Origin of the sequence: Ralstonia soli (assembly GCF_023955655.1) — a bacterium.
In the GTDB taxonomy this organism is placed as follows: Bacteria; Pseudomonadota; Gammaproteobacteria; order Burkholderiales; family Burkholderiaceae; genus Ralstonia; species Ralstonia soli.
Map to the genome: position 1 here is coordinate 72115 of NZ_JAMXHT010000004.1, position 22128 is coordinate 94242.

Genomic DNA, 22128 nt, shown 5'->3' on the forward strand with positions numbered 1-22128 from the left:
GGCGGTGAGGTTAGCAACCTTGGGCGCATAATGGCGGCTTCCTGAAGCACACACGAGAGTCCCCATGCGCGTAGGTTTGTTCGTCACTTGCCTCGTTGATCTGATGCGGCCTGACATCGGGTTTTCGGTGCTCAAGCTGCTGGAAAAGGCCGGTTACGATGTTGTGGTGCCCCCTGCACAGACGTGCTGCGGGCAGCCTGCCTATAACTCTGGCGATCGCCCGTTGGCGCGGGATCTGGCCGAGAAAACGCTCAAGGAATTCGAGCAATTCGACTATGTCGTCATCCCGTCCGGCTCGTGCGGCGGCATGATCCGCAAGGGCTATGCCGATCTCTTCCGCGATGATCCTGAACTCGCCGGCCGCTATGAACGCCTCGCGCCGCGCGTGTACGAACTGACGGATTTTCTCGTCAACGTAGCGCGCATCGAATCGCTGGATTCCCAATTCAATGGCCATGTCACGTACCACGATTCGTGCTCCGGCCTGCGCGAACTGGGTGTGAAGACGCAACCGCGTGAGTTGCTCGGAAAATTACCCGGCGTGCAGTTGACCGAGATGCCCGCGTGCGAAGCGTGTTGCGGTTTCGGTGGCACGTTCTCGATCAAATACGGCGATATTTCTACCGCCATCGCTGATGAGAAGTGCGCCAACATCAAAGTCAGCGGCGCCGATGCGGTGGTGCTAGGCGACGTGGGCTGCATGCTCAACATCGAAGGGCGCCTGCGCCGCACGGGCGATACGCGGACGCGCGTGCTGCATATCGCGCAGGTGCTGGCCGGCGACGCCTGAACGGCACCTGCCAAAGAACACGACGGAGACGCAATCGCATGCAAGTCCGCAGCATGGAATTCAAGGCGCGCGCCGGGCAGAAGCTCGCCGACAAGCGCCTGCAGCAGAATCTCACCAAGCTCTCGACCAAGTTCGTCACCGCGCGCGCGGCGGCCATCCAGGAAATTGATTTTCCGGCCACGCGTGAAGCGCTGAAGGAGCGCCGCAACCGCGCGCTCGAGAATCTCGACGTCTGGCTCGCCACATTCGAGGCGGAGGCTACGCGCCGCGGTGCCAAGGTGCTGTTTGCCGAGACGACGGCCGATGCCGCGCGCTTGGTCGCCGAGATCGCCCGCAAGCACGACGTGAAAAAGGTCATCAAGAGCAAGTCGATGGTGACCGAAGAGATGCGCCTGAACCAGGTGCTCGGTGAGATGGGCGTGCAGAGCATCGAGACCGATCTGGGCGAATACATCCTGCAGATCAACGACAGCGAGCCGCCGTCGCACATCATCGCGCCGGTGGTGCACAAGGATAAGGAAGAGATTGCCGATCTCTTCGCCAAGACACACAACAAGCCGCGCCTGAGCGACATTCCCGAGATGACGCGCGAGGCGCGTGAGGTGCTGCGGCCTGAGTTCCTGTCGGCCGATATGGGCGTGACGGGCGGCAACTTCATCATTGCCGAGACGGGCTCCGTGGCCATCGTCACGAATGAGGGCAACGAAGGCATGTGCACGATCATGCCGCGCGTGCACGTTGCGGTGACGGGCATCGAGAAGGTGCTGCCGACGCTCGAAGATCTGGCGACCGTGATGCGCCTGCTGCCGCGCTCTGCCACGGGGCAGGCGATCTCGAACTACTTCTCGCTGCTGACAGGCCCGCGCGCCCCCGGCGAGAAGGACGGCCCCGAGCACATGTACTTCGTCATCGTCGATGGTGGCCGCAGCGGGCTGATCGGCGGCGAGTTCCAAGAGATGCTGCGCTGTATCCGTTGCGGCGCGTGCATGAACCATTGCCCGGTCTATCAAAAGATTGGTGGACACGCCTACGGCTGGGTGTATCCGGGCCCGATGGGCAGCGTGCTGACGCCGAGCTATGTCGGGCTGTCGAACGCGCTCGATCTGCCGCAGGCGGCCACGTTGTGCGGCGAGTGCAATCGCGTGTGCCCGGCGTCGATCCCGCTGTCGGACCTGCTGCGTACGCTGCGCGAGAAACAGATGGAGCGCGAACTGCGTCCGCAATCGGAGCGCCTCGGCCTGCGTGTCTGGGGCTTCATGGCGCGGCGTCCCGCGCTGTATTCAGCCGGTACGTGGGTGGCAGCGCGCGTGCTGCGCTGGATGGGTGGCGACAAGAAGCTCATCCACTCGCTGCCAGTCGGCAAAGGCTGGACGGATACGCGTGACATGCCGGCCCCGGCCGGCAAGACGTTCCGCGAGCTGTATCGTGAAAAGAAGGCGCGAGCATGACCGCTACTGAATCCCTGCACACCCTGCGCGAGGCGCTTGAGCGCCATGCGCAATCGCCCGACCTGCCGCGCCTGCTCAAGCAGTGGCGCGATGATGTCGTGCTCGCACCGTTAGCGGTTCTGCCGCCGGCCTACGACCAGGTGCGGCGCTCGCTGCTGCAACGGCTGGATATGGCGGTATCGTTCGGCGAGGAGAGCTGCTCGTTCTCGCCATCGTCGCTGCTGGCCGAAATGCGTTTGTGGACCGACAAGGCCGAGGCCAAGCTCGCCAGCATGTAATCGAGGGGCGACATGGAACGCACGACGCGTGCTAGTGTCTGACACGTTATTCCCGTGCCAGACCATGCCATGAACCAGACCGCCCGCGAAATCATGCTGTACGACGCCCAGAAGAAGAGTTCGGGCGTTGCTTATCTCTGGTGGTTCCTGCTGGGTTTTCTGGGTGCGCACCGCTTCTATCTGAAGCGACCGGGTAGCGGCATCGCGCAAGCGATCGCCAATATCGGCGGCACATGGCTGGCATTTCGCGACATGGGAAATACCGCAGGCTGGGTGCTGGCCGTGATCGGCGGGCTGTGGGTGCTGGTGGACGTGTTCCTGATCCCGGGCATGACCCGCGCTTACAACACGGTGTTGGCCGAGCGGCTTTCGGCTGCGCCCTGAAAGGAACGTACTTCATGAATACGATGAACCGGTGGAAGCGTGCCGCGCTGTGGATCGCAGGCCTGGTTTGCCTGGGGGGCACGTTGGCGGGCTGTACGACCTCGCGCGAGCAGTACAGCCAAAGTTCGAGTATCAGCACATACGGCGTGGTCGATGTGGGGATCGAACGCACGTCGCGCTGACCGTCATTCCGTGGCGGGCGCCACGTCTTCGAATCGACGCCATTCTCCGTTGACCAGCAGCTCCAGCGGCTGAAACAGCGCCTTGTATGCCATCTTGCGGCTCTGCTCGATCCAGTAGCCGAGGTAGACATAGGGCAGGTCCAGCGCCTGCGCCTGGGCGATCTGCCACAGCACGTTGTACGTGCCGTAGCTTGCCTTGTGCTCCATCGGATCGTAGAACGTGTAGACGGACGACAGGCCGTCTTCCAGCACGTCGATCATGCTGACCATGCGCAGCTTGCCCGCCGATGGCGATTCGGGCGGCTCGCGAAACTCCACCAGGCGTGAATTCACGCGGCTTTGTAGCAGGAACTGCTCATACTGGTCGCGGCTGTCGTGATCCATGCCACCGCCGGCATGACGGACCGATTGGTACAGCAGATACAGCTGGTAGTGCTCTTCAACATAGGTGAGCGGTGCAACCAGCGCTTCGAGCGATTGGTGCCGTTCGGCCGCGCGGCGTTGTGCGCGCGTCGGGGAATATCGATCGACGACGACGCGGCACGGCGTACACGCATGGCAATCGTCGCAATGGGGGCGATACGTGAAAATGCCGCTGCGCCGGAAACCGGCCCGCACAAGCTTGGAATAGACGTCCGCGTTGATCAGGTGCGCCGGCGTTGCGACCTGCGAGCGCGCTAGGCGGCCATCGAGATAGCTGCATGCATACGGCGCGGTGGCATAGAACTGCAATGCCGAGAGTGGGAGTTCCTTAAGCTTGCTCATTGCGCACGGTCCAACGACGGAGCGCCGACTTGTCGAAGTGCCATGGCACGATGGCCGGCGCACTGGCCGCTTCGCGCACATGTGCGAGAAACGCCGCGCGCGGCACCGGGGCTCCGCCCAGCGACGCCAGATGCTCGGTTTCCTGCTGGCAGTCTATCATCGCGACGCCCTGGCCGCCGAGGAAGGCGCAGAGCGCGGCCAGCGCGATTTTCGAGGCATCGGTGCGATGCGCGAACATCGATTCGCCGTAGAACATGCGGCCCAGCGACACACCATACAGGCCGCCCACGCGCTGGCCGGCGTACCACGCCTCCACGCTGTGCGCGTAGCCGCGGCGGTGCAGGGCGGTGTAGGCCTGGATCACGTCTTCGGTGATCCACGTGCCGTGCTGGCCCGGGCGTGCGGTGGTAGCGCACGCGATCATCGTCTCGCGAAAGCCGTGGTCGATGCGGATTTCCCATGCCGGGTCGTCGAGCACGCGGCGCAGCGTCTTGCGGAATGTGGTTGATACGCGAAAATCTTCCGGGCGCAGCACCATGCGCGGATCGGTGCTCCACCACAGTACCGGCTGGCCCTGCGCGTACCACGGAAAGATGCCTTGCCGATACGCAATCAGTAGCCGCTGCGGTGAGAGATCGGAGCTGGCGGCGAGCAACCCCGGCGCCTCTGAGTCCGGCCCGAGTGCGCGATCGACCGGCGGGAAGGGATCGTGTGGATCCAGCCAGGCGATCATGATCCGGACAACGTTGGTTTGGCGTTACGACGTCGTGGCCGGCGTGTCGATGACGGCCGAGCGCATCGGCTTGTAGATGTCGAGCGTGTGCAGGCGGAAGCTGCCATCGGTCAGCTTGCCGGCGGCACGATCTGCGAAGAAGCAGCGCAGCGTGTGGATCACGGTCGGGAAGGCGAGGTCGTCCCAGGGGATGTCGGCCTCATTGAAGAGCGCGACTTCCAGGCTTTCCTCGCCGGGCGCGAAATCGAGGTCGTGCAACTTGGCCAGGTAGAACAGATGCACCTGGTGCACGTGCGGCACGTTGAGTACCGAGTACAGCTCCCCGATTTCGACGTTGGCGCCGGCTTCTTCTTGCGTTTCGCGCGAAGCGGCCTGTGCCGTGGTTTCGCCGATCTCCATGAAGCCTGCGGGTAGGGTCCAGAAGCCGTAGCGCGGTTCGATGGCGCGCTTGCACAGCAAGATCTGATCGTTCCAAACGGGCACGGTGCCGACCACGTTGCGCGGATTCACGTAGTGAATCGTATTGCAGTGGTCGCAAACGTCGCGCAGTCGGTTGTCGCCGGCAGGAATGCGCGAGACGACTGGCTGGCCGCAGTTGGAACAGAATTTCATGGGGAATCGTCGCGGGTGGAATGTCTCAGTGTATCACCGAGGTGGCCTGGCTCCGTGTGGGCCGGGGTATCGACTGAGTTGCAGGCCGAACGGTGCGCAGAAAAGCAAAAAGCCCGCTGTGTGCGGGCTTGATGTTCGGCTCAGGTCTTGGAGCGAGCCGTTCTACTTAGCTGGTTGCGGGGGCAGGATTTGAACCTGCGACCTTCGGGTTATGAGCCCGACGAGCTGCCAGACTGCTCCACCCCGCGTCCGTAGAAACGCATTCGACTTCTGGCTGGTTGCGGGGGCAGGATTTGAACCTGCGACCTTCGGGTTATGAGCCCGACGAGCTGCCAGACTGCTCCACCCCGCGTCCGTCGAATAAAAGAGTATAGCGAAGTTGCTGCGGCGTTGCAACATTCTTTTCGTTCACGCGCACTGTGAGGATGTATGGTGTGTCGTGCGCCAGTTACTTAGACACGCAGTGCACCTCAATGTTCGAAAGCGGCGCGCACGATGCATGGCAGTGCGCGGGCCGTTTACAATGCCGCCTTTCGCGTTCTTCTCTTGATCCCGATCGTGCTCAACGCCCTGTATCCGCTTGCCCGCCCGCTGCTGTTTTCGATGGACCCCGAAGACGCGCATCACTTCACGCTGAACCAGCTCAAGCGGGCGCATGCGATGGGGCTCTCGGGCTGCATCGGCGGCCGTGTGGCACCGCAGCCGCGCACGGTGATGGGTGTGAAATTTCCGAACCCGGTAGGCTTGGCTGCTGGCCTGGACAAGGACGGCGCGTATATCGATGCGCTCGGCGCGCTCGGTTTCGGCTTCATTGAGGTGGGCACGGTCACGCCGCGCGCACAGCCGGGCAACCCGCGTCCGCGCATGTTCCGGCTGCCGGCCGCCAACGCGCTCATCAACCGCATGGGCTTCAACAACGGCGGTGTCGATGCATTCATCCGCAACGTGAAGGCATCGAAGTGGCGCGAGGCGGGCGGCGTGCTGGGCCTGAACATCGGCAAGAACGCCGACACGCCGATCGAGCGCGCCGTCGACGATTACCTGTATTGCCTGGAGCGCGTGTATCCACACGCCAGCTACGTGACGGTGAACATCTCGTCGCCGAACACGAAGAACCTGCGCCAGCTCCAGGGCGCCAGCGAGATCGACAGCCTGCTCGGCACACTGCGCGACGCGCAGCAACGCTTGGCAGACCAGTACAAGCGTTACGTGCCGGTGGCGCTGAAGATTGCCCCGGACCTGGATGACGACCAGATCGCCAACATTGCCGATGCGTTGTTGCGTCACAAGATGGACGGCGTGATCGCTACCAATACGACGATCAGCCGCGAAGCCGTGGCTGGTCTGGCGCATGCCGAAGAGGCTGGTGGCTTGTCGGGCCAGCCGGTGCGTGAGGGGTCGACCCGCGTGATTCGTGCCCTGCGCGGATTGCTGGGTGACGCGGTGCCGATCATCGGCGTGGGCGGCATTCTGGCCGGCGAGCACGCGCGCGAGAAGATCGACGCCGGTGCGCAGCTGGTGCAGCTCTATACGGGATTGATCTATCGCGGTCCGGCGCTGGTGGCGGAGTGCGCCCGTGCGCTGGCGCGGTGAAGCTGGCTAGCGGCGGAACAGGAAGATGATGACCGCGCTGGCCGCCACTACGGCGGCAGCCACGTCGTACGGGCCGGCGTAGTCCGCCCACACCGCCGGGTCCAGGCGCTGCGCGAACGCAGACTGCGCCCACGGCAGGATCACGCGCGGAATGGCATAGAGCAGCGCGGCCACAACCAGCAGCACGATCAGTGCGGTCAGCGAGGACTGGGAGCGCCCCCAGAGGCGGATCGAAGAGTGGGGCAAGGCCGTCCCCGTTTCGGAAAGCGTCGGGCGACCCATAGGCAGTCGCTCAACAAAAATTTGCAATAAAGGTTTGTCAGCGATTTTCCTACAAAGTTCTGTCGGGTGCTGTCCTACGTTTGGCTATGTGCAGCACAGCATGCACCGGGTGTTGCCAACAGGCGATGCGGGCGGGTCGGCCTGAAGTCATGTGATCTACACGCCGGTTCTCGCGTTGGAGGAGCTCGTTTCTATGCGCCCATACGCGGCTGTGTTGTGTGATGCACTGCAGCAACGAATGCCCGCTTAAGGGGTTGGCGTGAAAGAGCCGGGGAGTACAATCCGCCCTCATTGTGCATTGCACGATTTTTCTGAGCGGCCGGCGGTTCGGCCGATTTCCAAGTTCATGAGTCAAGCTCTCACAGCAACCGGGTCCCCCCAGACCAACGTGAACCTGCGCGCCATGGTGATCGGCGCTGTCGGTGTGGTGTTCGGAGACATCGGCACCAGCCCGCTGTATTCGCTCAAGGAATGCTTCAGCCCCGAACACGGCATACCGTTCTCCAACGCCGCCGTGCTCGGCATCATTTCGATGCTGTTCTGGGCGATGGTGATCGTGGTGTCGCTCAAGTACGTGCTGTTCGTCATGCGCGCCGACAACAACGGCGAAGGCGGCATCCTCGCGCTGATGGCGCTGTCGCTGCGCACAGCCGACACGAATTCCAAGCGTATGTCGCTCTTGATGATGCTGGGCGTGTTCGGGGCCTGCATGTTCTACGGCGATGCGGTGATCACGCCCGCCATTTCCGTGCTTTCCGCCATGGAAGGCTTGGAGATCGCGGCGCCGGCGCTGACGCCGTTCGTGCTGCCCATCACGATCGTGATCCTGGCCGTGCTGTTCCTGATCCAGCGCAGCGGCACGTCCGTGGTCGGCAAGCTGTTCGGGCCTGTCATGCTGCTGTGGTTTGCCGCGCTGGCTGCGCTGGGCCTGATGAACCTGATGAAGGCGCCGCAGATCCTGGTGGCCGTCAATCCGGTGTATGCGATTTCGTTTCTGCACGATCACGCGTTGCAGGCGTTCATCGTGCTGGGCTCCGTGTTCCTGGTGCTGACCGGCGCTGAGGCGCTGTACGCTGATATGGGCCACTTCGGCGCGCGTCCGATCCGTTGGGCATGGTTCTTCATCGTGGCGCCGAGCCTACTGCTGAACTATTTCGGCCAGGGAGCGATGCTGCTGACCGACCCGAGCACCATCGAGAACCCGTTCTATCGTTCTGTGCCTGAAGCGTTGCAACTGCCGATGGTGGTGCTGGCGGCGGCGGCCACTGTCATCGCCTCGCAGGCGGTGATCTCGGGCGCGTTTTCGCTGACGAGCCAGGCCATTCAGCTGGGCTTTGTGCCGCGCATGCGAATCCGCTACACATCCGAAGCCGAAATCGGCCAGATCTACGTGCCGATGGTCAATTGGATGCTGCTGATCCTGGTGATCGGCGTGGTGCTGGCGTTCAAGAAGTCGGACAACCTGGCCGCGGCCTACGGTATTGCCGTGACGACCACGATGGTCATCACCACGGTGCTGGCGGCGGTGGTGATGCGCTCCGTCTGGCGCTGGAATCCGGTGCTGGTGACGCTGGTGAGCCTGTGCTTCCTGGTGGTCGACATGGCGTTCTTCTCGGCCAACCTGCTGAAGATTCGCGACGGCGGCTGGTTCCCGCTGACGCTGGGTGCCGGCGTGTTCTTCCTGCTGATGACCTGGTACAAGGGCAAGAAGCTGGTGCGTGCTCGCAGCCTGGAAGACGGCATCCCGCTCGAGCCGTTCCTTGCCGGGCTTCTGGCGCATCCGCCGCATCGCGTGGAAGGTACGGCCGTGTTCCTGACCGGCAATACGGAATACGTGCCGGTGTCGCTGCTGCACAACCTGAAGCACAACCGCGTGTTGCACGAGCGCGTGATCTTCATCAGCTTCGTCACGCGCGACATTCCATACGTGGACGACAAGCGCCGCGTGGCCGTGCGTGACCTGGGCAGTGGTATTTACATCGTCACGGCGGAATACGGCTTCAAGGAAACGCCAGATGTGTACCGTGTGCTCGAACTCGGTCAGCCGCAGATCGGCTCGCGTTGTGAGCTCATGGATACGTCGTTCTTCATCGCGCGCGAGTCGGTCGTGCCGTCCAAGCTGCCGGGCATGTCGATGTGGCGCGAGCGCCTGTTCGCGTGGATGCATCAGAACGGCGCCAAACCGTCGGACTTCTTCCACATCCCCGCCAACCGCGTGGTGGAGTTGGGGACGAAGGTCGAGATCTGACCGACCTCCATCGCTGAATACCAAAACGGCCCGTGCGAGAGAGACGCACGGGCCGTTTTGCTTATGGGGGGGCAGGGCCGTAATTACATCTTCGCAGCGGCGTGATTGCGCTCGCGGACTTCGTCGTTGCGGGCGTGTACGTCGTTGTTGCGGTCCTTCACGTCATGGCGCAGGTCTTTTCGATCGTGGTGCAGGTCGCGGCGCTCGGCGTTGATCTGGTGCTGGTCTTGCGCGCGCTGCTTGCTCCAGTATTCGGCACCCTTGACGTTGCCGTTGGCCAGATCGCGGTCTTCGCGGCGTTGGGCGGTATTGCGCTCGGCGCGTTCGTCAGCCAGGGCCGCCTTGTCCTTGGCGATGTCGGCGCGGTCATGGCGGATATCGCGGTTGTCGTGACGAATGTCGCGGTTGTCCTGGTGAATCTGCCGGTTGTCTTGCTGGACTTGCGTGACAGGCGACACAGGGGCGGCCGGCATGGTTTGCGCGAAAGCGGCGGTACCAGCAACAGCAAGCAGGGCAGCAATCAGGGTGTGGCTCGTCTTCATGGAGTTTCTCCTCGTGGGTGCCAGGCGGCGTGTGCCTGTGTCTGCTTAACGAGCCCCAAAGGGGCGCCGACGACGCCCGAGTGTTAGCGAAGTTCCACGCGCGTAAGGACTTGTAACGTCGCGTCGGGGTATGAAAAAAGCCCGCCGGGTCCGAAGACTGGGCGGGCTTTCGCCAGCGGAATGCGTATCAGCGCTTGAGCTTGGCGAAGGCGGCTGCCATCGCGCCGCCAGCCGGTGCTGCCTCACGGCGCTGCTGGCCGCCACGGTTGCCAGCGCCGTTCGGACGATCGCCGCTGCCGGTGCGCGCAGGCGTCTGGCCCGGCTCGTCCGACAGGCGCATCGTCAGGCCGATGCGGTTGCGCTTCACATCCACCTCCATCACCTTGACCTTGACGATCTGGCCGGGCTTGACCACCTCGTGCGGATCGCGCACGAACTTGGTGGAGAGCGCCGACACGTGCACCAGGCCATCCTGATGCACGCCGATGTCGATAAACGCGCCAAACGCCGCTACGTTGGTCACCACGCCTTCAAGCACCATGCCGGGCTGTAGGTCCTTGATGTCTTCCACGCCGTCCTGGAAGGTGGCCGTCTTGAACTCGGGGCGCGGGTCGCGGCCAGGTTTTTCGAGCTCCGACAGGATGTCGACCACGGTCGGCAGGCCGAATTTCTCGTCGGTGAATTCGCGGGCGGTCAGGCCGCGCAGTGCCTCGCGGTTGCCGAGCACGTCGCCGATGCCCTTCTTGATGCTGTCCAGGATGCGCTTGACCACCGGATACGCTTCCGGGTGGACGGAGGAGCGGTCGAGCGGGTTGTCGCCGTCATTGATGCGCAGGAAGCCGGCGGCCTGCTCGAACGTCTTGTCACCGAGGCGCGGCACCTTCTTGAGCGCATCGCGGTTGGCGAAGGCGCCGTTGGCATCGCGGTATTCGACGATGTTCTTGGCCAGGATCGAGTTCAGGCCCGACACACGCGCCAGCAGTGGGGCAGATGCCGTGTTCACATCCACGCCGACCGCGTTCACGCAATCCTCGACGATGGCGTCCAGCGCACGGGCCAGCTCGCGCTGGTTCACGTCGTGCTGGTACTGGCCGACACCGATCGACTTCGGATCGATCTTCACGAGTTCGGCCAGCGGATCTTGCAGACGGCGCGCGATCGACACCGCGCCGCGCAGCGACACGTCGAGCTCCGGGAATTCCTTGGCCGCCAGCTCCGACGCTGAGTACACCGACGCGCCAGCCTCGCTCACCACAATCTTGGTCAGCTTCAGCTCGGGCATGTTGCGCATCAGGTCTTGCACGAGCTTGTCGGTCTCGCGGCTGGCGGTGCCGTTGCCGATGGAGACCAGCGCCACGCCATGCTGCTTGGCCAGGCGCGCCATCGTGGCGAGCGAACCGTTCCAGTCGCGGCGCGGCTCGTGCGGGTAGATCGTGGCGGTTTCCAGCAGCTTGCCGGTGTGGTCGACCACGGCGATTTTGCAGCCCGTGCGGATGCCCGGGTCGACGCCCATCACGGCCTTCGGGCCGGCCGGCGCGGCCAGCAGCAGGTCGTGCAGGTTGCGGCCGAAGATCTTGATGGCTTCCGCTTCAGCAGATTCGCGCAGTTGCGTCAGCAGCTCGGTCTCGATGTGCGGCTGCACCTTGACGCGCCAGCACCAGCGGCAGACATCCGACAGCCACTTGTCAGCGGCGCGGCCCTTGTTCTCGATGCCGACGTGGCGCGCGATCATGGTCTCGCACGGGTGCGGGCTCATCGCGTCTTGTTCTTCGCCCAGGCCGAGCTTCACGAACAGCACGCCGGCATTGCGGCCGCGGAACAGCGCCAGCGCGCGGTGCGACGGCACGTTGCGGATCGGCTCGCTGTAGGCGTAGTAGTCGCGGAATTTCTCTTCCTCGGCGGTTTCCTTGCCTTCCACCACCGTCGACGAGACCAGGCCCTGGTTCCACAGGTGCTCGCGCACCTTGCCCAGCAGCTCGGCCGTTTCGCCAAATTGCTCGGAGAGGATGTCACGCGCGCCGTCCAGCGCGGCCTTCACGTCGGGCACGCCGCCATCGGCGGTGGGGTTGCCGTTGACGAACTTGGCGGCTTCGGATTGCGGATCGAGCGTCGGATCGGCCAGCAGCGCTTGCGCCAGCGGCTCCAGGCCGCATTCACGGGCGATCTGGGCGCGCGTGCGGCGCTTGGGCTTGTAGGGCAGGTAGAGGTCTTCCAGCACCTGCTTGGTTTCGGCAGCCTCGATGGCGGTGCGCAGGGCGTCGGTCAGCTTGCCTTGTTCTTCAATGGAAGCCAGGATGGCCGCGCGGCGGTCTTCCAGCTCGCGCAGGTACAGCAGGCGTTCTTCCAGGTTGCGCAGTTGCGTGTCGTCCAGATTGCCGGTGACTTCCTTTCGGTAACGCGCGATGAAGGGCACGGTGGCGCCTTCGTCCAGCAGTTGCACGGCGGCCGCAACCTGATGCGGCTTCACCGCCAGTTCAACGGCGATGCGGGAGACGATCTTCTGCAACACGGAATCAGTCATTGCTTCCAGAGAGTGCGATGGAAAGCCGCGCATTTTGCCACAACGCGAACCCCGTTCCTGAGCGGAAATCCGTGGTCGCGCGGCGTGGGCAGCACAAGCGTCCACGGGCCCGGTGATAAAATGCGCGTTATGCCTACGCTCCTGTTTTCTGCCCGCTGCCGCGCCGGTGCGCGCCACGCTTCCCGTCTGGTTCTGCCGCTCTTCGCGCTGAGTGCCGCGTTGAGCGCCGTGCCCGCGTGGAGCCAGTCTCAGCCGGTTGCCAAGCCAGCCGCTGCCCTGTCCAGCACGCCGCCTGACTTTGGCGCCGAGCACGACCGCATCAACAGCGCCAAATCCTGGGCCGAATACCGGTACGCCGAGGCGGAGCGCGCCTGCTATGACAAGTTCTTCGTCACGCGCTGCATCGACAAGGCCAAGGATGTGCGCCGCACGGAACTCCACACCATCCGCGAACGCGAACTGGCGCTGGACGAAGCCGAGCGCGCCGACCGCGCTGCCCGCCGCGAGCAGGATCGCGCCATCCGCGAAGCCCAGTACAACGCCGAGCGCCCGCAGCGTGAAGCCGCCGAACAGAAGAACCGCGCCGATTTCGAGAGCAAGCAGGAACAGCAGCGCCTGAACGAGGCACAGCGCCAGGCCGAAGCGCCGCAGCGTGCCGCCAATGCGCAGGCGTACGGCCAGAAGCAGTCCGATTACGACGCCAAGCTCAAGGCCGCGCAGGAGCAGGGGGCCGCCAACGCGGCCAAGCGCGCTGAAAACGCCAAGCAGTTCCAGGAAAAGCAGCAGGACGCCGCAAAGCGTCAGAAAGAACTGGAGCAGCGCCGCGAAGAAACCAAGCGCCGCAACCAGCAAAACCAGAACAACACGAGCCCGCTGGGGTTCTAAACTCCAGCCAAGGCGGGGTTTTGGAGGAGAGCGATGGACAGCGATCTGAATACGGTTTCGCGTCGCATCATTGAGTTGCAGATCGAGCATCGCGATCTCGATTTCCTGATCGACCGGCTGGCTGCAGACGCCCAGCACGACGAGTTGCAGTTGCGCCGTCTCAAGAAGCGTCGCCTCAAACTCAAGGACACCATCACCCTGCTACAGTTGCAGCTTGAGCCGGACGTGCCGGCCTGAAGCGTGCTCGATTTCCATCTCGAGAGGCCGCAATCACGTGCGGCCTCCGTCATTTGATCCCCAGGGACTCCGCGTTGACTTCGCTTTCCCCGCTCGACGAGCCGTCGACTGATTCCGACGCCGTCGATGCTCCCGCTGCCTCCATGCCTGCCGATGTCCACCATGCCGAGCTGGCGACGCTGTTCGCCGACGACGGCACGCTGGCCACGGGTATCGAGTCGTATCGCCCGCGCGCGTCGCAATTGACGATGGCTCAGGCCGTGGCCAATGCCATCGAGGCCTCCGATTCGATCATCGTCGAGGCTGGCACGGGCACGGGTAAGACCTACGCATACCTCGTCCCGGCGATGCTGTGGGGCGGTAAGGTGATTCTTTCTACGGGAACGAAGAATCTGCAGGACCAGCTCTTCCTGCGTGACATCCCGACGGTGCGCAAGGCCCTAAACGCACCGGTGTCGGTAGCGTTGCTCAAGGGGCGGGCCAACTACGTCTGCCATTACCACCTGGAGCGCACGTCGCAGAATGGGCGCCTGTCTTCACGCCAGGATGCCGCGTGGCTGCGTCAGATCAACCTGTTCCTGAAGACCACGAAGACGGGCGACAAGGCTGAGCTTGCCAGCGTGCCCGAGAACGCGCCGGTGTGGAACCTCGTCACGTCCACGCGCGACAACTGCCTCGGCTCCGATTGCGCGTATTACAAGGATTGCTTCGTGATGCGCGCCCGCAAGGAAGCGCAGCAGGCGGACGTGGTGGTCGTCAATCACCACCTGTTCTTTGCGGATGTCATGCTGAAGGACACCGGCATGGCGGAGCTGCTGCCGGCGGCCAACACGATCATCTTCGACGAAGCGCACCAGTTGCCCGAGACTGCCACGCTGTTCTTTGGCGAGACGATCTCCACGAACCAGATTCTCGAACTCGCGCGCGACAGCGTGGCCGAAGGCCTTTCGCATGCACGCGATGCGGTGGACTGGGTGGCGATTGCCGCGCCGCTGGAGCGTGCTGCGCGCGATTTGCGCCTGGTCTTCCGCCAGGACGGCGCGCGCCTGTCGATCAAGCAGATCGAGAGCGACGCGGCGATCGCCAAGCCGTTCTACGAGGTGCTGCCCAAGCTCGAGCAAGCGCTGTCGGATTTCACCGGTGCGCTGGAAGCCCAGGCCGAGCGTGCCGAGACCATCGAGCAATGCCACCGCCGGGCCGTCGCCCTGTGCGAGAAGCTCGAGGCGTGGGTGGATCCCAAGCCGCCGAAGGCATCGAAGAAGGACGGGGACGAGGGCGGTGAGGAAGCTGAGAGTGCGGCTCCCGTCGACGAGCGCGTGCGGTGGGTCGAGGTCTTCGCCAATTCCGTGCAGTTGCACCTGACGCCACTGTCGATCGCACCGATCTTTTCACGCCAGCGTGCCGGCCAGCCGCGCGCGTGGATCTTTACCTCGGCCACGCTCTCGGTGCGCGGCAACTTCACGCACTACGCGGCGCAACTCGGCCTCGACCGCAATCGCTCGATGACGCTCGACAGTCCGTTCGACTACCCGTCGCAAGGTTTGCTGTACGTGCCGCGCGATCTGCCGCAGCCGAGCGATCCGCGCTTTACCGACGCCGTGCTGGACGCTGCGTTGCCGATGATTGAAGCGGCGGGCGGCAAAACCTTCCTGCTGTGTACGACGTTGCGCGCCGTCAATCGCGCGGCCGAACGGTTGACCGACGAGTTCGCGCAACGCGGCTGGGATTTCCCGCTGCTCGTGCAGGGCCAGGCCAGCCGCACAGAGCTGTTGGACCGATTCCGCACCCTCGGCAACGCGGTACTGATCGGCAGCCAGAGTTTCTGGGAAGGCGTGGACGTTCGCGGCGAGGCGTTGTCACTGGTCGTGATCGACAAACTGCCGTTCGCGCCGCCCGACGATCCTGTCTTGAGCGCTCGCATGGAGGCGCTGGAGAAGAAAGGGCTGAGCCCGTTTGCCGTCCATCAGTTGCCGCATGCGGTGATCACGCTCAAGCAGGGCGCGGGCCGGCTGATCCGCTCCGAGACGGATCGCGGCGTGCTGATGATCTGTGATCCACGTCTGGTGGAAAAATCCTACGGGCGCCAGATTTGGCAGAGCCTGCCGCCGTTCAAGCGCACGCGTGAGGCCGAGACGGCCGCCGGTTTCCTGCGCTCGCTGCGGCCCGACGATCCGCCCTCAGATCCGCAGGCAGGCGACACGGCGGACTGACACTGACGCACCAATAAAAAAGCCCGGCCAATCGACCGGGCTTTTTGCTGCGTTGTTCAAGCCTTGCTTACCACATCTGGTACCAGGGCTTGTCCTTCTTGCGCTGGCCATAGGCCAGGAAGTCGCTCTTCGGGTAGTTTTGCTTGATGATGCGTTCGGTGTCGTCACGCATGTCCTTCATGCCGAGCGCCTCGTACGATTTCATCATGATGTACAGCGCTTCTTCCACAGCCGGCGCGCGGTCGTAATCCTTGATGGCATCCTGCGCGCGGTTGACGGCAGCCAGATAGGCGCCGCGGCGGTAGTAGTAGCGGGCTGCCCCGACTTCATGCTCGGCCATCGCATTCACGATGTACTGCATGCGCAGGGTGGCATCCGGCGTGTACTTGCTGTTCGGGAAGCGCGTGGTCAGCGTCTTGAACGCGTCATACGCAGCGCGTGCGGCCTTCGGGTCGCGCTCGCTCAGGTCTTGGTTCGAGAAGCGGCCGAGCCAGCCCAGGTTGTCGTTGAAGTTGATCAGGCCCTTGAGGTAATAGGCGTAATCAACGCTGGGGTGGTTCGGGTGCAGTTGGATGAAGCGATCGACCGAAGCCAGCGCGGCGGCCGTTTCGCCATCTTTATAGTTGGCGTAGGCAGTTTCGATCTGGGCCTGCTGGGCGTACGGGCCGAACGGATAGCGGCTTTCGAGCTTTTCGTAGTACTTGACGGCCTTGGCGTAATCGCCGCCGTCGAGCGAATCCTTCGCTTCCGAATATAATTTGTTGGCTGACCAGCCGGCCGTTTCGTCTTGCTGTTCCGGCAGGATGCCGCAGGCCGAGACGGCCAGGCATGCGCCTGCCACCAACACTGCTCCGATTTGTGCGCGAATGCGCGCCAGCTTCATGCTCGTGACCGACATGGGCACCTTTTCTGAATGAAAAATCGCATCAAGCATTATAGCCCAAGCCCCGTGTCAGACGACGCGGTGGCTGATGTTTCCCTCACCGCGCAGGAAACCGCGCAGGAGGCCGATGACGCTCTCGACGACGAAGCGCTCGAACTGCTCACCGCAGGTGCGGCCCGGGCGGCCGAACCGATCATGGTGGAGATTCCCGAGGCCATGCACGGCGAACGTCTGGACAAGGCTCTCGCCAAGCTACTGCCCGACTACTCGCGCAGCCGCCTGCAGCAATGGATCGACGCCGGCGCGGTACGCGTTCGCGGTGAGGTGGTGCGTCCGCGTGCGGCTGTCTCGGGCGGGGATCGCATCGAGGTCATTCCGCAGCGTGCCGCCGACGAAAACGCGTTTGTGGCTGAGCCCATTGACCTCGATGTCGTCTATGAAGACGACACGCTGCTCGTCATCAACAAGCCCGCCGGCCTGGTGGTGCATCCGGCGGCCGGCAATTGGAGCGGTACCGTGCTCAACGGCCTGCTGTACCGCTATCCCGACGCTGTGGAGCTGCCGCGCGCCGGTATCGTCCACCGGCTCGACAAGGAGACCTCCGGCTTGATGGTCGTGGCCCGTACGCTGCCCGCGCAGACCGATCTCGTGCGCCAGCTGCAGGCACGCACTGTGAAACGGACCTATCTGGCGCTGGTGTGGGGCGAAACGCCGGAAGAGGGCACGATCGATGCCCCGATCGGCCGCGACCCGCGCGACCGCACGCGCATGGCCATCATCGAGACGGCCAGCGGCAAGCCGGCACGCACGCATTTCAAGACGCTGGACGTGGTGGACATCGGGCGCGCGCAGGTGTCGCTTGTGCGTTGCCAGCTGGAGACCGGCCGCACGCATCAGATCCGCGTGCACTTTGAATCCGAAGGACATCCGCTGCTCGGCGATCCGGTGTACACGCGCAACTTCCGCCGTGGCCGGCCGCAGACGATCAAGGCGCCGCTGCCCGTGCCGTTTGCGCGGCAGGCGCTGCATGCAGTGCGCCTGGGGCTCGTGCATCCCGCGTCCGGCAAATCCGTGCACTGGGAAGCCGGCGTGCCCGATGATTTCGCCGAACTGATGGAAGCCCTCGACCTGGACGCCGATGCCGATTTCTCCTGACTGGATCATTCCCGACTGGCCAGCGCATCCGCGCGTCAAGGCATTGGCCACCACGCGATTGGGTGGCGTCAGCGCCGGGCCTTACGGATTGGCGGGCAATTTGCCGGGCGGCCTGAACCTCGGTCAGCACGTTGGTGATGCGCCTGAGGCCGTTGAACAGAATCGCCGCATTTTGCGCGCCGCGCTGCCGGCCGAGCCGGTCTGGATGGAGCAGGTGCACGGCACCGGCGTGGCGGACCTGGACCAGCGCATCGCGGCAGAAGCATCATCACAGGTGGTGGCCGATGCCGCGGTGGCATCCTGGCGAGACCGCGTCTGCGTTGTCATGACGGCCGATTGCCTCCCTGTCTTGCTGAGCGATGCGCGCGGCGTGACGGTGGGCGCAGCCCATGCAGGCTGGCGTGGCCTGTGCGGCGGCGTGATTGAAAGTACGGTCGACGCGATGACGCAAAGGCTGCGCGCCAGCGGCCAGGAGGCCGATCCGACGTGGTTGGCGTGGCTCGGGCCCGCCATCGGACCGTCGTGCTTTGAGGTTGGTGCGGAGGTGCGTCAGGCCTTTATCGACGCCGCTCAGCCGGACGAATTGCCAGCCACAGAGGCCGCGTTTTCGGCAGGCGGGTCTGCCGGCAAGTTCTTCGCGGATCTGTATGCGCTGGCCCGGCTGCGTCTGGCGCGCGTGGGCTGCACCGATGTGTACGGCGGCGGCCTATGCACGATGACGGACGCCGATCGCTTCTATTCGTATCGCCGCGAGCGCACCACGGGGCGCATGGCTACGCTGATCTGGCGCGCGGAGTAAGGAAGCTAGGCGCCGTCGCTGGCGCCACTGTCCAGCGTGGGAGCGGCCCTTGCGGTGTCCTGGGACGCTTCCTGGGCTTTGCGGCGCCGCTTACGCGCCGGCGAGCCTACGATCCACAGAAAGAGCGACAGCGGCGCCACGCCATAGAAGGCAAATGTACCGATACCGGCAATCCATGACTGCTCAGTCAAGGACATCATCAGCACGACATAGAGCCACGCGATGGCGACGATATACATGGCGAAAAACGGGTGCCCGGCGTTGGCTTAATGTGGCAGTCTCGCACGAAATTGCGCCGATTGGATCATAGCCCCGGTATTGCGCTTAGCCATTCGGTGGCCGCCATTTGCAGGGGATGCGCCGAAACCCGCGCCCAGCGCGGCTTTACGGCCAATCATCAGGTAACTCCGATTGACAGCGTTGAAATGGCAAGGCAACAATGCCCCGCAATACTACGAGTTGCGCCACCGTTCCAACCGGAGCGGCGCATATCGTCGGATCGAGGGCACTATGGCATCGCGTCAATCGGCATCTTCCAAAGCATCTAGCGCCCACACTCAAGCCGCCTGGCAGGGCTTGGCGGACCCCGCGCAGTGGGCGGAGCAGTTCAAGCAGTGGCAAGCCCTTGCGGGCGCATTCGCCCAACCCGGTGCTGCCGCGCCGGGCATTGGCCAGTTCAATGGCGCAGCAATGGGCGAGGGCGCGATTCCCTACGCGCTCATTCCGCCCGAACGGCTGGCTGAAATCCAACAGAAATATCTCGAAGAGTGGCTGCAGATATGGCGCCACATGAGCACTGGCGAAAGCGCCGAGGCCGTGGCGCCGTCGGACCGCCGGTTCGCCAACGAGGCCTGGCGCAAGAGCCCGTTCTATGGCTACGCCGCCGCGTTCTACGTGCTCAACGCCCGCACGCTCATGGAAATGGCCGACGCTGTGCAAGCCGACGCCAAGACCCGCGAGCGCGTGCGCTTCGCCGTGTCGCAGTGGACGGCCGCCATGTCGCCGTCCAACTTCCTGGTAACCAATCCTGAGGCGCAGAAGCAGCTGATTGAGTCGCGGGGCGAATCCTTACGCGCCGGCATCCTGAACATGCTGCAGGACATGGAGCGCGGCAAGATCTCGCAGACGGACGAAACGGCATTCGAGATCGGCCGTAACGTTGCCAACAGCGAAGGCGCGGTCGTCTTCGAGAACGACTACTTCCAGCTCCTGCAGTACAAGCCGCTTACGGCCAAGGTGCATGCGCGCCCGCTGCTGCTGGTGCCGCCTTGCATCAACAAGTACTACATCCTCGATTTGCAGCCGGCGAACTCGCTGGTGCGCTACGCGGTGGAGCAGGGCAATACGGTATTCCTAGTGTCGTGGCGCAATCCGGACGCGAGCATGGCGTCCCGCACGTGGGAAGACTACATCGAGGGTGGAGCGATCGAAGCCATTCGCGTGGCACGCGAGATCTCTGCGCAAGACCAGATCAATGTGCTGGGCTTCTGTGTGGGGGGCACAATTCTCTCGACCGCATTGGCGGTGCTGGCCGAGCGCGGCGAGCATCCGGCCGCCAGTCTGACGCTGCTGACGACGCTGCTCGACTTCAGCGATACCGGCATTCTCGATGTTTTCGTCGACCAGGCGCAGGTGGAGATGCGCGAGAAGACCATCGGTGCCGGTGCGCCGACCGGCCCGGGCCTGCTGCGAGGCGTGGAACTGGCCAACACGTTCTCGTTCCTGCGCCCGAACGATCTGGTCTGGAACTACGTCGTTGAGAACTACCTGAAGGGCAAGACGCCCGCGCCGTTCGACCTGTTGTACTGGAATGGCGATTCCACCAACCTGCCAGGCCCCTGGTACTGCTGGTATCTGCGCCACACGTATCTGCAGAACGACCTGAAGGTGCCGGGCAAGCTGAAGGTCAACGGCACGCCCGTGGACCTCGGAAAGATCGACGTGCCGGTCTACATCTACGGCTCGCGTGAAGATCACATCGTGCCCTGGACGTCCGCGTATGCCTCCGTGCCGTTGCTCAAGGGCGAGCGGCGCTTTGTGCTCGGTGCCTCGGGACATATCGCTGGCGTGATTAATCCGCCCGTCGCCAAGAAACGCTCGCACTGGATCAATCCCAAGCTTCCCGCCACCGCCGAGGCGTGGTTGGAGGGTGCCAAGGAGCACCCGGGGAGCTGGTGGCCGGACTGGTCGGCATGGCTGGCCTCGCATGCCGGCGCACAGAAGGCGGCACCTAAGCGCTACGGCAGTTCGGATTATCCGGAGATCGAGCCGGCCCCTGGCCGCTACGTCAAACAGAAGGCGTAAGATCGCGCGCATGACCCCCCGTTGCCGTCGCGGCTTCGGCCGCTGACGGCGTCCAACGACTCTCTTTCGACAGTGGAAGGTAAGCAAATGACCGATGTTGTGATCGTATCGGCGGTACGCACCGCCGTGGGCAAATTTGGCGGCTCGTTGGCGAAGATTGCTGCGCCTGACCTGGGTGCAGCCGTCATCCGCGAAGCCCTGGCGCGCGCCAAGGTGGCGCCCGAGCAAGTGAGCGAAGTCATCATGGGCCAGGTGCTGACGGCCGGCTCGGGCCAGAACCCGGCGCGCCAGTCCGTCATCAAGGCAGGTCTGCCCAACATGGTGCCTGGGCTGACCATCAACAAGGTTTGCGGCTCGGGCCTGAAGGCCGTGATGCTGGCGGCCAACGCCATCATGGCGGGCGATGCCGAGATCGTCGTGGCCGGTGGCCAGGAGAACATGTCTGCTGCGCCGCACGTCCTCCCGGGCTCGCGCGACGGCTTCCGCATGGGTGACGCCAAACTCATCGATTCGATGATCGTGGACGGCCTGTGGGACGTCTACAACCAGTACCACATGGGCATCACCGCCGAGAACGTCGCCAAGGAATACGGCATCACGCGTGAAGCCCAGGACGAGTTTGCCGTGGCTTCGCAGAACAAGGCGGAAGCGGCGCAGAAGTCCGGTCGCTTCAACGACGAAATCGTTCCGATCATGATCCCGCAGCGCAAGGGCGACCCGATTGCCTTTGCTCAGGACGAATTCGTTCGCCATGGCGCCACGCTGGAATCGATGGCTGGCCTGAAGCCCGCGTTCGACAAGGCCGGCACCGTGACAGCCGCCAACGCCTCGGGCCTCAATGACGGCGCGGCCGCCGTGGTGGTGATGTCGGCAGCCAAGGCCAAGGAGCTGGGCCTGACGCCGCTGGCGACGATCCGCGCTTACGCAAGCGCCGGCCTGGACCCGAAGGTGATGGGCATGGGCCCTGTGCCAGCATCGAAGCGTTGCCTGTCGCGCGCCGGCTGGTCGGTGAGCGATCTGGACCTGATGGAAATCAACGAGGCATTTGCCGCGCAGGCGCTGGCCGTGCACCAGCAAATGGGCTGGGATACGTCGAAGGTCAACGTCAACGGTGGCGCCATTGCTATTGGGCACCCCATCGGCGCGTCCGGCTGCCGCATCCTGGTGACGCTGCTGCACGAAATGCAGAAGCGCGATGCGAAGAAGGGCTTGGCGTCGCTGTGTATCGGCGGTGGCATGGGCGTGGCGCTGGCGGTTGAGCGTCCGTAAAACTTTGT

Annotated in this window: 22 protein-coding genes and 2 tRNA genes; 14 read left to right on the plus strand and 10 right to left on the minus strand. The window is 63.9% G+C overall.

The features are described from left to right. The first annotated feature begins 64 nt into the window (after positions 1 to 64). From NG900_RS10590 to NG900_RS10610, 5 genes are all read left to right on the plus strand, one after another. Positions 65 to 790 (plus strand): (Fe-S)-binding protein, encoded by a 726-nt coding sequence (locus NG900_RS10590; RefSeq protein ID WP_252679939.1) that lies wholly within the window; start codon positions 65 to 67, stop codon positions 788 to 790. A 38-nt stretch (positions 791 to 828) separates the two neighbouring features. After that, positions 829 to 2238 (plus strand): LutB/LldF family L-lactate oxidation iron-sulfur protein, encoded by a 1410-nt coding sequence (locus NG900_RS10595; RefSeq protein ID WP_252679940.1) that lies wholly within the window; start codon positions 829 to 831, stop codon positions 2236 to 2238. Then, the gene (locus tag NG900_RS10600; protein WP_252679941.1) at positions 2235 to 2516 is read left to right on the plus strand and encodes a hypothetical protein; all 282 of its coding nucleotides are present in this window, start codon (positions 2235 to 2237) and stop codon (positions 2514 to 2516) included. The genes NG900_RS10595 and NG900_RS10600 overlap by 4 nt, the downstream gene beginning before the upstream one ends. 69 nt (positions 2517 to 2585) lie before the next feature. Continuing rightward, positions 2586 to 2900 carry a TM2 domain-containing protein gene (locus NG900_RS10605; RefSeq protein ID WP_252679942.1) on the plus strand — a complete coding sequence of 105 codons (315 nt, stop codon included), beginning with the start codon at positions 2586 to 2588 and terminating at the stop codon, positions 2898 to 2900. 14 nt (positions 2901 to 2914) lie between these two features. Continuing rightward, entirely contained in the window at positions 2915 to 3082 is a 168-nt protein-coding gene (locus NG900_RS10610; RefSeq protein ID WP_252679943.1) for a hypothetical protein, read from the plus strand. A 3-nt stretch (positions 3083 to 3085) separates the two neighbouring features. Here NG900_RS10610 and NG900_RS10615 read toward each other — a convergent pair whose 3' ends face one another. From NG900_RS10615 to NG900_RS10635, 5 genes are all read right to left on the minus strand, one after another. Continuing rightward, a complete protein-coding gene (locus tag NG900_RS10615) occupies positions 3086 to 3847 on the minus strand; it encodes an arginyltransferase (RefSeq protein ID WP_252679944.1) in 762 nt (253 codons plus the stop codon). After that, a complete protein-coding gene (aat, locus tag NG900_RS10620; RefSeq protein ID WP_252679945.1) occupies positions 3834 to 4580 on the minus strand; it encodes a leucyl/phenylalanyl-tRNA--protein transferase in 747 nt (248 codons plus the stop codon). Before aat ends, NG900_RS10615 begins: the two co-directional genes overlap by 14 nt. A 24-nt stretch (positions 4581 to 4604) precedes the next feature. Continuing rightward, a complete protein-coding gene (locus NG900_RS10625; protein ID WP_252679946.1) occupies positions 4605 to 5192 on the minus strand; it encodes an NUDIX hydrolase in 588 nt (195 codons plus the stop codon). Positions 5193 to 5363: 171 nt separating this feature from the next. Continuing rightward, positions 5364 to 5440 (minus strand) — tRNA-Met (locus NG900_RS10630). 27 nt (positions 5441 to 5467) lie between these two features. Next, positions 5468 to 5544, minus strand: a tRNA-Met gene (locus NG900_RS10635). 206 nt (positions 5545 to 5750) lie between these two features. On the opposite strand from NG900_RS10635, the gene NG900_RS10640 reads away from it, so the two are divergent. After that, complete coding sequence (locus NG900_RS10640) at positions 5751 to 6785, plus strand: quinone-dependent dihydroorotate dehydrogenase (protein ID WP_252679948.1); 1035 nt, start codon at positions 5751 to 5753, stop codon at positions 6783 to 6785. A 6-nt stretch (positions 6786 to 6791) separates the two neighbouring features. On the opposite strand, the gene NG900_RS10645 is transcribed toward NG900_RS10640, so the two are convergent. Beyond that, positions 6792 to 7031, minus strand: coding sequence for a hypothetical protein (locus NG900_RS10645; protein WP_252679950.1), 240 nt, complete (start codon positions 7029 to 7031; stop codon positions 6792 to 6794). Positions 7032 to 7413: 382 nt separating this feature from the next. Here NG900_RS10645 and NG900_RS10650 point away from each other — a divergent pair, with 382 nt between their 5' ends. Then, complete coding sequence (locus NG900_RS10650; protein ID WP_252679952.1) at positions 7414 to 9315, plus strand: potassium transporter Kup; 1902 nt, start codon at positions 7414 to 7416, stop codon at positions 9313 to 9315. An 83-nt stretch (positions 9316 to 9398) separates the two neighbouring features. On the opposite strand, the gene NG900_RS10655 is transcribed toward NG900_RS10650, so the two are convergent. Both NG900_RS10655 and NG900_RS10660 read right to left on the minus strand, forming a co-directional pair. Then, positions 9399 to 9857 (minus strand): hypothetical protein, encoded by a 459-nt coding sequence (locus NG900_RS10655; protein WP_252679954.1) that lies wholly within the window; start codon positions 9855 to 9857, stop codon positions 9399 to 9401. Positions 9858 to 10044: 187 nt separating this feature from the next. Continuing rightward, the gene (locus tag NG900_RS10660) at positions 10045 to 12378 is read right to left on the minus strand and encodes a Tex family protein (protein WP_252679956.1); all 2334 of its coding nucleotides are present in this window, start codon (positions 12376 to 12378) and stop codon (positions 10045 to 10047) included. A 120-nt stretch (positions 12379 to 12498) separates the two neighbouring features. Here NG900_RS10660 and NG900_RS10665 point away from each other — a divergent pair, with 120 nt between their 5' ends. The 3 genes from NG900_RS10665 to NG900_RS10675 all read left to right on the plus strand — a co-directional run bounded on the left by NG900_RS10665 (position 12499) and on the right by NG900_RS10675 (position 15710). Further along, positions 12499 to 13263: a hypothetical protein gene (locus NG900_RS10665; protein WP_252679958.1), complete on the plus strand. Its 765-nt coding sequence runs from the start codon at positions 12499 to 12501 to the stop codon at positions 13261 to 13263. 33 nt (positions 13264 to 13296) lie between these two features. Then, the gene (locus NG900_RS10670; protein ID WP_252679960.1) at positions 13297 to 13500 is read left to right on the plus strand and encodes a DUF465 domain-containing protein; all 204 of its coding nucleotides are present in this window, start codon (positions 13297 to 13299) and stop codon (positions 13498 to 13500) included. 74 nt (positions 13501 to 13574) lie between these two features. Further along, positions 13575 to 15710 (plus strand): DNA repair helicase YoaA, encoded by a 2136-nt coding sequence (locus NG900_RS10675; protein WP_252679962.1) that lies wholly within the window; start codon positions 13575 to 13577, stop codon positions 15708 to 15710. Between the two features lie 67 nt (positions 15711 to 15777). Here the strand turns inward: NG900_RS10675 and NG900_RS10680 are convergent, their stop codons facing one another. Further along, entirely contained in the window at positions 15778 to 16608 is an 831-nt protein-coding gene (locus NG900_RS10680; RefSeq protein WP_252679965.1) for an outer membrane protein assembly factor BamD, read from the minus strand. 15 nt (positions 16609 to 16623) lie between these two features. On the opposite strand from NG900_RS10680, the gene NG900_RS10685 reads away from it, so the two are divergent. Together NG900_RS10685 and pgeF are read left to right on the plus strand one after the other, a co-directional pair. Continuing rightward, positions 16624 to 17748 (plus strand): RluA family pseudouridine synthase, encoded by a 1125-nt coding sequence (locus NG900_RS10685; RefSeq protein WP_252679966.1) that lies wholly within the window; start codon positions 16624 to 16626, stop codon positions 17746 to 17748. Next, complete coding sequence (pgeF, locus tag NG900_RS10690; RefSeq protein ID WP_252679968.1) at positions 17732 to 18547, plus strand: peptidoglycan editing factor PgeF; 816 nt, start codon at positions 17732 to 17734, stop codon at positions 18545 to 18547. Before NG900_RS10685 ends, pgeF begins: the two co-directional genes overlap by 17 nt. A 5-nt stretch (positions 18548 to 18552) precedes the next feature. On the opposite strand, the gene NG900_RS10695 is transcribed toward pgeF, so the two are convergent. Next, entirely contained in the window at positions 18553 to 18786 is a 234-nt protein-coding gene (locus NG900_RS10695) for a hypothetical protein (protein ID WP_252679970.1), read from the minus strand. Between the two features lie 271 nt (positions 18787 to 19057). On the opposite strand from NG900_RS10695, the gene phaC reads away from it, so the two are divergent. Together phaC and NG900_RS10705 are read left to right on the plus strand one after the other, a co-directional pair. After that, entirely contained in the window at positions 19058 to 20851 is a 1794-nt protein-coding gene (phaC, locus tag NG900_RS10700; protein WP_252679972.1) for a class I poly(R)-hydroxyalkanoic acid synthase, read from the plus strand. Between the two features lie 87 nt (positions 20852 to 20938). After that, positions 20939 to 22120, plus strand: coding sequence for an acetyl-CoA C-acetyltransferase (locus tag NG900_RS10705; RefSeq protein ID WP_252679974.1), 1182 nt, complete (start codon positions 20939 to 20941; stop codon positions 22118 to 22120). The last annotated feature ends 8 nt before the right edge of the window (positions 22121 to 22128 follow it).

Coding starts and splice junctions, on each gene's coding strand:
- NG900_RS10590 (WP_252679939.1), top strand. CDS start 65: ATGCGCGTAGGTTTGTTCGTCACTTGCCTCGTTGATCTGATGCGGCCT.
- NG900_RS10595 (WP_252679940.1), top strand. CDS start 829: ATGCAAGTCCGCAGCATGGAATTCAAGGCGCGCGCCGGGCAGAAGCTC.
- NG900_RS10600 (WP_252679941.1), top strand. CDS start 2,235: ATGACCGCTACTGAATCCCTGCACACCCTGCGCGAGGCGCTTGAGCGC.
- NG900_RS10605 (WP_252679942.1), top strand. CDS start 2,586: ATGAACCAGACCGCCCGCGAAATCATGCTGTACGACGCCCAGAAGAAG.
- NG900_RS10610 (WP_252679943.1), top strand. CDS start 2,915: ATGAATACGATGAACCGGTGGAAGCGTGCCGCGCTGTGGATCGCAGGC.
- NG900_RS10615 (WP_252679944.1), bottom strand. CDS start 3,847: ATGAGCAAGCTTAAGGAACTCCCACTCTCGGCATTGCAGTTCTATGCC.
- aat (WP_252679945.1), bottom strand. CDS start 4,580: ATGATCGCCTGGCTGGATCCACACGATCCCTTCCCGCCGGTCGATCGC.
- NG900_RS10625 (WP_252679946.1), bottom strand. CDS start 5,192: ATGAAATTCTGTTCCAACTGCGGCCAGCCAGTCGTCTCGCGCATTCCT.
- NG900_RS10650 (WP_252679952.1), top strand. CDS start 7,414: ATGAGTCAAGCTCTCACAGCAACCGGGTCCCCCCAGACCAACGTGAAC.
- NG900_RS10655 (WP_252679954.1), bottom strand. CDS start 9,857: ATGAAGACGAGCCACACCCTGATTGCTGCCCTGCTTGCTGTTGCTGGT.
- NG900_RS10660 (WP_252679956.1), bottom strand. CDS start 12,378: ATGACTGATTCCGTGTTGCAGAAGATCGTCTCCCGCATCGCCGTTGAA.
- NG900_RS10665 (WP_252679958.1), top strand. CDS start 12,499: ATGCGCGTTATGCCTACGCTCCTGTTTTCTGCCCGCTGCCGCGCCGGT.
- NG900_RS10670 (WP_252679960.1), top strand. CDS start 13,297: ATGGACAGCGATCTGAATACGGTTTCGCGTCGCATCATTGAGTTGCAG.
- NG900_RS10680 (WP_252679965.1), bottom strand. CDS start 16,608: ATGTCGGTCACGAGCATGAAGCTGGCGCGCATTCGCGCACAAATCGGA.
- NG900_RS10685 (WP_252679966.1), top strand. CDS start 16,624: ATGAAAAATCGCATCAAGCATTATAGCCCAAGCCCCGTGTCAGACGAC.
- pgeF (WP_252679968.1), top strand. CDS start 17,732: ATGCCGATTTCTCCTGACTGGATCATTCCCGACTGGCCAGCGCATCCG.
- NG900_RS10695 (WP_252679970.1), bottom strand. CDS start 18,786: ATGTATATCGTCGCCATCGCGTGGCTCTATGTCGTGCTGATGATGTCC.
- phaC (WP_252679972.1), top strand. CDS start 19,058: ATGGCATCGCGTCAATCGGCATCTTCCAAAGCATCTAGCGCCCACACT.
- NG900_RS10705 (WP_252679974.1), top strand. CDS start 20,939: ATGACCGATGTTGTGATCGTATCGGCGGTACGCACCGCCGTGGGCAAA.